This is a genomic window from Acinetobacter sp. YH12046, from assembly GCF_013419905.1.
GTDB lineage: Bacteria > Pseudomonadota > Gammaproteobacteria > Pseudomonadales > Moraxellaceae > Acinetobacter.
In genome coordinates this window covers 1-6,273 of record NZ_VOZF01000036.1, presented here as the reverse complement: position 1 = coordinate 6,273, position 6,273 = coordinate 1, and the positions used below count along the sequence as shown (strand labels likewise).

The following is a 6,273-nucleotide window of genomic DNA, read 5'->3' as shown; positions in this document are numbered from 1 at the left end:
TGCCATTTTACTCAATCTCTTGAGTAAATTGGTGGGGACGGAGAGACTCGAACTCTCACACCTCGCGGCGCTGGAACCTAAATCCAGTGCGTCTACCAATTTCGCCACGTCCCCGATGGCTGTGTATACTATAGGGATCAATTTCACCTGACAAGCTCTTTTTAAGAAAAAACCACTCGTTTGATTAAATAAAAAACAATATACAATTTATTGTATTTTTCTCATGCAATTTCAGTAAGTAAGGCCTGTTTTACGGCCTTGAAATCAGACAATCTATCTCGTGAATGCTTTCGAAGCATGTTTTGTATCGGGCTTTGCAAAGCTTGGAATTGTGTAGGTAGCTCAGGTTTAAAACGCTGACAGTGCAATAAGGCCCAATCCTGATAATCTGTCGCTTCTAGGCGCTGCCCTGTAAGCCATTCATAAAAAATGATACCCAGCGCATAAACTTCACTCTGTAGCGACTTGGCTTGCCCTTGAAATAGTTCAGGTGCCATATAACGTGGTGTAGCGTTCATTGCTTGGTTTAAAGAATTGATTGGCTGAACTTGCTCAAAATCGATCAAACAGACCCATTTCTGATAAATAACAAAATGCTCTCGTTTGAGATCAGCATACAGATACCCGAGTTCTTGTAAGCTTATCAACGGTTCTAATGCTCGTAGCATATGCTGACGAATTTCTTGAATCGAGAACAGCTTAGGACATATATCAAAATGTGCTGGCGCATTAGGTAAGATCAAAGCCTGATTGAAAAATTCATTCCTAATCTGAAATGGCTTTCGAATAATTTGATGCGGAAGCATGAAAGTCCGCCCTTCTTGCTCACCATAAGCTTCATAAAAGTCCAGCTCATGACTTAAGCCAGTTTGGGCATACCGAGAAATAGCCGTTGAATCAAGATTCTGGGTTTTTAACCAAAGTGCTGACGCGGTCTCCGGATTAACTTCTAGATAATAAAGACGGCGACCAAAACCCAGACTTCGGGCTTTGGTCTTAAGCTGGAAATCAAGCTGATGCAGTTTGGCAGGGTTAAGTAACAATATATTCTTGCTTGGTATCTGGTGCATGCTGGTAATTTAGCAGTTCCAGACAATGCTGAATAGTTTTACCTACCCGCTCCTGAGTTTCGATCAGGGAGATTTTTGGCCAGGTCGCCCGCTCACCTTCACGTTGCAGCACCTTGAACAAATGCGGACGAGGATTTTGCAGCATATAGCTGTAATGACGCAGGCTATATTTACCGACGATATTCACATCACCATAATAACGTTGATCCACTACGCCATAACCATGATCCAGCAAACGGCGGATTGGCGGCAAACTGCCCGCATGCTCACGGGCAAAATCCATAATCCCTTTGGTAAATACCACACTCTGACGGCGTACAATGCGTTTCGGCCAGCTTAAAGTTCCTTTACGGAAGCGTGAAATATCATCCTGCATAAAAGGCACAATGTGCGGATTGGCCTGACTGGCAATGGTGTAATTGATATTGTACAGCCGCGCCATTTTCTCCTGCGGGAAATCACTACGGACACTGCCATCTACCCAGCGTGTTGCGCCCATATAAGGCGTATATTGCCCATCATGACGTTTACTGGTGAGACGTACCGGCGGGAACAGAATCGGCACGGCACAAGATGCCAGCACCGCACTCCAGACCAGTACATCTGGAGAGGTATAGGCATTCATGATCCGGGCATCCTGCGCGGCATCATAAGGCGCAACCGCAATATTGATATGCAGACCCGAAGTTTTTAATGCTTCTTCAAAGGTCATATCGCCCAAGTTTTCGATCAGGAATTTTTTCAGGTATTTGACATCCGCCAGACCACCATTACCCTTCATTAATTCACTCATGGTACGGAAATGAAAAGCTTCATGGAAAAAGTTATGGCCTTTTAAAATATCTACATACTGCGCAGGTTTGGAAACGCCCAACATTGCGGTCATAATTGCACCAGCACTGGAACCCGACATCACTCGAGGTAACAAATCCTGTTCCATTAGCGCCTTACATACACCGGTATGAAATAAACCGAGTGTGGCACCGCCCGAGAACATTAAGGCTGGCTGACCATAAGCACGTTGGCAGTGCTCAAAATATTCAATTTTCTCTTCAAGAGTCAGACAGGTACATTGTGCAGAAGCAATATAAGCCAGGCCCAGACTGACTTCTTCTACATAATCCTCAATAATTTTTTTAGTACCGACATAAGTGACGGTAAACAATAAAGGATGGGCGATATTGGCAATATCGTAACTCAGTCCTTCACGCAGGATATACATCAGGTCACGAGTACGTTTCTGCTGACGGTAACGTCTTAATTTCCCCAGTCGATGCGCAATCACCTCGGCATCAAAATACGGTGAACTATTATCCAGCTTCCATTCTTGTGCCCCAGATTCTTCATCGATCTTTAAGGCAATATATTTCCATTCTTCGTAAGTTTCAGCCTGTTGCAATTGCTGCTTCAGCTTTTTGATACGATAGGCCTGATGTGGATTGATATCCTGAGTAAAATCTTTAAACAGCATCTGCCCTCTTCCCTATATTGTAATTTTCAGACATCCTGCAGCCATGAACAAAAAACAGGCATCTATTTTCTTTGTACTACAATAACGAAAATTCACCACTTTAAGCAAATTATCACACTTTCCAGACTTTGACTGTGAATTTTACAGTGATAGTATTCTAGCCATAATTGTAAAAGTACTGCTCAAATCATGGCGAAAATTGATTTACCTGACAATATCTTAAATGCTCTTTCCACTGTTCTTCTCCAGCTCCAGCAAAGTCTGCCTGAATTAAAACAAAGTCCTGATTTTTCTGCTTATGCCTATAAATGGCAGGCTGGAGAACTCAAACCCATTCACCAGCTCAAACAGATTGAACTGGCAGATTTAAAAGGTATTGAGCGACAAAAAGAAAAAGTCATTCAGAATACTTTGCAGTTTCTAAAAGGATTACCCGCCAATGATGTCTTACTGACTGGCTCTCGCGGTACAGGCAAATCTTCGATTGTGCGTGCCTTGTTGACTGAATATGCAGATCAGGGCTTACGTCTGATCGAAATTGAACGCGATGATTTGTCAGATCTTCCACAAATTCAGCAACTGATCGCCGGTCGTCCGGAAAAGTTTATTGTCTATTGTGATGACTTGGCCTTCAATGCGGAAGATGAAAACTATCGCAGTCTGAAAAGTGTGCTAGATGGTTCATTACAGTCCGGTTCAAGTAATTTTGTGATCTATGCGACCAGTAACCGTCGTCATCTATTGCCGGAATTTATGCATGAAAATACCCCGGTAACCAAAGTGGATGTACCCCAATATACCGAGTTGCATCCACAAGAAGCCATTGAAGAAAAAATTTCCCTGTCGGATCGTTTTGGTTTATGGCTGTCGTTTTACCCAATGGATCAAAACCTGTATCTGGAAATTGTCGAGCATTATCTGAAAAAGGCAGATATGCAAATGACAGCTGAAGCCCGTGCTGAAGCATTACGCTGGTGCCAGGCACGAGGACAACGCTCAGGTCGTGCAGCCTATCAGTTCTCTAAACACTGGATTGGTTCGCAGCAGTTGAATTCTCTGTAAATTCTTCCCCAAATAAAAAAGCTCCTTGATGGAGCTTTTTTTATAAGGTTAGTTCTTATTTTTTATTGTCAATAATCGTTGACCACAGCAGGTCATCCAGCTCACTGCCATTGAAATAGACAGTCGCTTTTAAGGATTCAGGCTGATTCTGTTTGACCTCAATCACCTGATCATAACTGTCAGTAATTTCAAGCACACCCTCTTTCGGCAGATGCTTATAATTATTTAACACCGTTTCGTCCATCTTGAATGGTGTAGTCGTATTAAAATCAAAACTATAACGATAATCCGCCAGATTGGGTTGACCAATAATGCTGCCGCTGCTGGTTAAGGTACGGATACCATTACTGCCACTACCATAGTCATCTACAAGGCTATAGTTATAATTACGTACCAGTAAGTATTCCTTGCTCAGCTCATCATACTCAGCGCCAGATTTACCCGCATTCTTGTCTTCCGCTACACGCTGAAATTCCAGACGGTCAATTTTATAGCTTTCCAATGCACCTAGATTGTTTTTGCTTTTGGTATGAACAATCGTACCTGAAATCAGATAGTCATCTTTTAGATTAAAATTAACATTGGAACCATAACGTACATTGCTAAAGGTCAAGGTCGTAGTATCACCATTGACTGTCTGGGTAATGGTTGAATCTTTGCGATAGGTTTTATCCAGAACAATACAGTTATTTTTATCTGTTTTTAATTTAAAGGTTTTCACCGCACCATTGGTATTCACCTCCGAACAGATCAGATTTGGATACTTGATGCTATTCACACCCAGATTATAAATCTTGATAATACGGCCCGTGCGTCCATAAGGATAATCTGCAAACACCTCACCAATCATATGACCTAACGCAACGTTATAGTCCGTATCATTGCTGGTGCTATTGTTAATTTTATCGCGGATTTTCTCGATGATATCGCGATCCTCAAAAGGAATAAATTCTTCTGAAAGTTCAGGAGAAATACTCTCCTCTGGAACATTTGGTGGTGTAGTCACTGTAGGATTGTCTGAGCTACCTCCACCACCACCACATGCGGTAAGCAAGCTTGAAACCAAAACCAGCCCAAAGAATGACATCTGCTTTTTCATAAAATTTTATTCCCTAGAATTTCTTTGCATTTTTATTCAATGAGAATGAAAGATGGGCGTATTAAAATCACACAATACAAACCCAATAACTGTCGATGATATTTTTTCTGGACAGTATTTCTTACACTCTGATCGTGCTTTATCTTTTAAATGGTTGGGCTTAAAGAAGAATTTAGGTTGCTTCTAGACAATTAAACTTTGAATAAAACCTAAAAAAATAAGAATAAAAGGAAATTAATTACTTCTATTTATTGTGGGAAAAACTTGGCAGCTCATGGCTGAATATTCTCAGACACCTCCTTAAAAATATTAAAAGTCAAAAACATTTAAACAGACTTTTTCCAGCGCTTGTACTCAAACATATTTTTGTCTGCTTGCCACTGAGCCTCAACTAAGCCAGTCGTTGGATGACGCATCGCCATACCAAATGCAGCTTCAATTTTTGCTTCTGCAAAGGCTTCAATTAAGCGATCGAGCAAACGCTCAGCTCCCGCTTTATCATTTTCTATGCTCAGGATTACGAATTCATCACCACCAATACGCGCCACAATATCATTGCTACGTACATTTTCCTGAAGGATTTGTGCAGTATGTTGAATTAATTGATCGCCTTCCTTGTGTCCCAGACTATCATTCACTTTTTTCAGGTCATTCAAGTCTATAAATAAGATCGCAGCAGGATGACCGTACTGTTTGCAACGTTCTTCTTCTGCCTGTAGCAGTTTCTCCCAGGCACGACGGTTATATAACCCAGTCAATTCATCTTTACTGGCTTGTTGCTGTAGCAGTTCTTGCTGACGGATTTGCTCGTTCTGACGCAACTCAGCTTGTAAGATTGAGCTCAAAAGCTTGCTAAATAACTCGACCATCGCCAGATCCTGAATGATGGCATCTGACTTGGCTTCAGGATCAACTGCACATAATGTTCCAAATAGACTGCCATCTTCTTTAAAGAGTGGTTGACCAATATAAGATTTGATGCAGAAATGCTGGTTAATTGGCGCAGTCGCATATAAAGGAATTTCTTCAGAGCGAGGCGCGATTCTTGGTCCTTTGCCTGTGACCATATGACAGCAGAAAGAATTGGCCCATTCAAATACCTGACCTGGCTGGACAGCATAGCCATGATCTTCGCTTTGCAGCACAATCCAGTCATTGTCTTCTACCCGGGTGATCATCCATAAATTAAAGCCAAAATGCTGATGCAGATATTTTAAAACTGCCTGTCCCGCATCCTGAAAACCTTTAAAACTGATATTATCCATCCGAAATAGTCTCTGCATCATTCCGCATATAATAGAGTGGGATTTCTATATTATTAAACTATTTTACGGTATCAATAAGAAAATACTTACTGTGGTAGAGTTAAAATAATTAATTTATTAATATTATTTGTTGAATATTTCTACTCCACAAAAGCAATCTAATAAAAAAAGAGGCTTAAGGCCACTGCTGTCCCATAGTTTGCTTTAAATAAAAAAACCTGAGTCCTAACAGTTAAAATATGAGTGCAAACAAACACTTTAACGACCAGGATTCAGGTTTTGTCACATCAGAATACCGTATTTCAT

General features: G+C 41.2%; 5 protein-coding genes and 1 tRNA gene. 1 reads left to right on the top strand and 5 read right to left on the bottom strand.

The genetic code is table 11. The features are described 5' to 3' along the window. Positions 1–29: 29 nt before the first annotated feature. The 3 genes from FTU03_RS14195 to FTU03_RS14185 all read right to left on the bottom strand — a co-directional run bounded on the left by FTU03_RS14195 (position 30) and on the right by FTU03_RS14185 (position 2,541). Positions 30–114, bottom strand: a tRNA-Leu gene (locus FTU03_RS14195). Between the two features lie 107 nt (positions 115–221). After that, positions 222–1,070, bottom strand: coding sequence for a serine/threonine protein kinase (locus FTU03_RS14190; RefSeq protein WP_179993338.1), 849 nt, complete (start codon positions 1,068–1,070; stop codon positions 222–224). After that, positions 1,033–2,541: a DUF3336 domain-containing protein gene (locus FTU03_RS14185; RefSeq protein ID WP_179993339.1), complete on the bottom strand. Its 1,509-nt coding sequence runs from the start codon at positions 2,539–2,541 to the stop codon at positions 1,033–1,035. Before FTU03_RS14185 ends, FTU03_RS14190 begins: the two co-directional genes overlap by 38 nt. Before the next feature lie 189 nt (positions 2,542–2,730). Here FTU03_RS14185 and FTU03_RS14180 point away from each other — a divergent pair, with 189 nt between their 5' ends. Further along, a complete protein-coding gene (locus FTU03_RS14180; protein WP_166138612.1) occupies positions 2,731–3,603 on the top strand; it encodes an ATP-binding protein in 873 nt (290 codons plus the stop codon). 55 nt (positions 3,604–3,658) lie between these two features. On the opposite strand, the gene FTU03_RS14175 is transcribed toward FTU03_RS14180, so the two are convergent. Together FTU03_RS14175 and FTU03_RS14170 are read right to left on the bottom strand one after the other, a co-directional pair. Then, entirely contained in the window at positions 3,659–4,702 is a 1,044-nt protein-coding gene (locus FTU03_RS14175; RefSeq protein WP_179993340.1) for a hypothetical protein, read from the bottom strand. Between the two features lie 326 nt (positions 4,703–5,028). Then, on the bottom strand, positions 5,029–5,967 hold the full coding sequence (locus FTU03_RS14170; RefSeq protein WP_179993341.1) for a sensor domain-containing diguanylate cyclase: 939 nt from the start codon (positions 5,965–5,967) through the stop codon (positions 5,029–5,031). Between the last annotated feature and the right edge of the window lie 306 nt (positions 5,968–6,273).